This is a genomic window from Jiangella rhizosphaerae, assembly GCF_003579925.1.
GTDB classification, from domain to species: Bacteria; Actinomycetota; Actinomycetes; order Jiangellales; family Jiangellaceae; genus Jiangella; species Jiangella rhizosphaerae.
Genome location: NZ_QUAL01000280.1, coordinates 1 through 2,636, shown reverse-complemented (window position 1 = coordinate 2,636; position 2,636 = coordinate 1). Strand labels below are relative to the sequence as shown.

General features: G+C 73.7%; 1 protein-coding gene and 2 pseudogenes. 2 read left to right on the top strand and 1 reads right to left on the bottom strand.

All coding sequences use genetic code 11. The annotated features are described in order from the left end of the window. Positions 1-439 (top strand): annotated as a pseudogene (locus tag DY240_RS32360) (hypothetical protein); the annotation flags it as partial. A 61-nt stretch (positions 440-500) separates the two neighbouring features. Here DY240_RS32360 and DY240_RS23265 read toward each other — a convergent pair. Beyond that, positions 501-2,228: an aminotransferase class V-fold PLP-dependent enzyme gene (locus DY240_RS23265; RefSeq protein ID WP_199702177.1), complete on the bottom strand. Its 1,728-nt coding sequence runs from the start codon at positions 2,226-2,228 to the stop codon at positions 501-503. A 162-nt stretch (positions 2,229-2,390) separates the two neighbouring features. Between DY240_RS23265 and DY240_RS23260 the strand changes: the two are divergent. Continuing rightward, positions 2,391-2,636: pseudogene (locus tag DY240_RS23260) on the top strand (phosphatase); the annotation flags it as partial.

The window sequence follows — 2,636 nt, the reverse complement described above, 5'->3', positions numbered from 1 at the left end:
GGCCGTCCCGCGGGACGGGGCCGTCCCGCCCGGCGCGCTCGGCCCCGCGCTGCCCGGCTGGGTGGTGCGCGCGGCGCTGGCGGCGGCGGTGGTCATGATGGTGCTCGCCGTCGCCGGATGGACGTCGGTATCGCCCTTCGGTCTGCTGGTCGTCGTGCTGGCGGGCGGTTCGGCCGCGGCGCTGCCGTCCTCGCACGCGGCGACGGCCTTCCTCGCGGTGTGCGCGCTGTGCGGACTGGCCGCCGACGGGGCGATCACCGGCTGGCTGAGCCTCGCGGTGCTGGGCGCCCACGCCACCCACGTCGCCGCCGCGCTGGCCGCCGTCGTCCCGATGCGGGCGAGAGTGGAGCGGGCGGCGCTGCGCCCGGCGCTGCGGCGTTTCGCCCTGGCCCAGGCCGCCGGGCAGGTACTGGTCCTGCTCGCCTGGGCGCTGTCCTGAGCCGCCCGGCCAGCCCACCCACCCGCTGTTGAGGCGACACGACCGGGGCGACATGACAGGGTCAGTGACGCGCGCAGCGGTCGTCGACGAGGACCTCGACCGACGTGTCGGCGGCGACGACGCACGACGGCGGCAGGACGAACCAGCGCAGCGCCTCGAACTCGTCCGACAGCCCCGTCGGGCCGTCCTCGACAGTGCCGGGCCGGCCGGCCAGGACGTCCCGCGCCTCGGCGAGGTGCGCGGCCAGGGCCTCCTCGCCGACCCGATCGTGCCGCTGCGCCCCGACCAGCGTGCCCTGCTCGTCGTAGTGCAGCCCCGTCAGCCGGACCGGCGGCCGCGACGTCCCCTCGCGGTGCCGCCACAGCCCGGTGTGCGGGTCGAACCCGTAGTCGGGCAGCAGGCGGTACCCGTCGGCGGCGATCAGCGCGACCGCGTCGACCAGGTAGTCGCGGACGGTGTCGGAGATGAAGTAGTTGAAGTTCAGCCGGGTCCAGCCGGGCTTGATGCCCTCGCAGCCGACGCCGACGACGTCGCGGAAGGCCGTCGACTGCGCCGGCCCCACGGACAGCAGGCGGTGGCCGTACGGTCCGGCACAGGAGCAGCCGCCGCGCGCCTGGATGCCGAAGAGGTCGTTGAGCAGCGCGACCACGAAGTTGTGGTGCAGGAAGCGGTCGCCGTGGCGGATGCGGAACGACACGATGGACAGCCGCGGCACGTCGCGGTTGCCGAGCACGTCGATCTGCGGCACGTCGCTCCACCGGCGCAGCGCGTAGCGCCAGAGCGCCTCCTCGCGCTCCTGGATGAGGTCGGTGCCCACGGCGTCCTTGAGCCCGAACACCAGCCCGGCCCTGATCGACTCGACGATCGCCGGCGTGCCGCCCTCCTCGCGGGCGACCGGGTCGTCGAGGTAGCGGTGCTCGTCGGGGCTGACGAACTCCACGGTGCCGCCGCCGGGCACCGTCGGGACCTGGTTCTGCACCAGCGCGCGGTCGACCACCAGCACGCCCGGGGTCTGCGGCCCGCCGACGAACTTGTGCGGCGACAGGAAGATCGCGTCCTTGTGGTCGCCGGCGCCGGGCGCGCTCTCGGCCATGCGGATCGGGACGTACGGGCCGGCGGCGGCGTAGTCCCAGAACGACAGCGCGCCGTGCTGGTGCAGAAGGGCGGCGATGCGCTCGGTGTTGGTCAGCACACCGGTGACGTTGGAGGCGGCGGAGAAGCTGCCGATGCGCAGCGGGCGGTCGGCGTAGGCACCCAGCAACCGGTCGAGCTGCGCGAGGTCGATGTGGCCGTCGGCGTCGGTGTCGACGGCGACGACGTCGGCGATGGTCTCGCGCCACGGCAGCTCGTTGGAGTGGTGCTCGTACGGCCCGACGAAGACCACCGGCCGGTTCTGCGGGACGTCGTAGAGCACGCCGTGCCGCTTCGGCGCGCCGGCCGGCAGCCGCAGCTCGAGGATGCCGATCAGCTTGTTGACGGCCGACGTGGCGCCGGACCCCGTGAACACGACCAGGTGGTCGTCCGTACCGCCGACCGAGTTCCGTATCGTCCGTCGGGCGTCCTCGCGCAGCAGCGTCGTCTGGAGGCCGGTGCCGGAGCTCTCGGTGTGCGTGTTGGCGTAGAGCGGCAGCACCTGCTCGCGGACGAAGTCCTCGATGAAGTCCAGCGACCGGCCCGACGCCGTGTAGTCGGCGTAGGTCATGCGGCGGGCGCCGTACGGCCCGTGCAGCACCTCGCCCTCGCCGATGATGCCGCTGCGGATCCGTTCGATCAGCGACGTCGTGACCATGCCGGCCCCCTCTCCCCGTGGGTCCAGCATGCACCCTCGGGGCCTGGTGAGCACCCGAGTAAGCCGCAACCACGCGATTCGTGACTTCTCGGTAGCCAACGGGTGAATGTTTACCTACGCTGTGACACCACGTTCGTGCCCCTGGCGGAGGGAGTCACACCGATGCCCGACCACGACGACGCCCCCGGCCGCCGGCGGCTGCTCCCGCTGCTCGACGCGCATCGCGGCGGCCGCAGCGCCATGACCTGCCGGTACCGCTGCGCCGACGCGTGCGCCCACGAAGCGCCCAACACCAGCGACAACGCCTACTTCGGCGACATCGTCGAGGCCGCAGTCAGCCGGCGCGGGCTGCTCCGCGGCGGGGCCGCGGCGGCCGCCGTCGTCGTCGGCGCCGGCGCGCCCGGCACG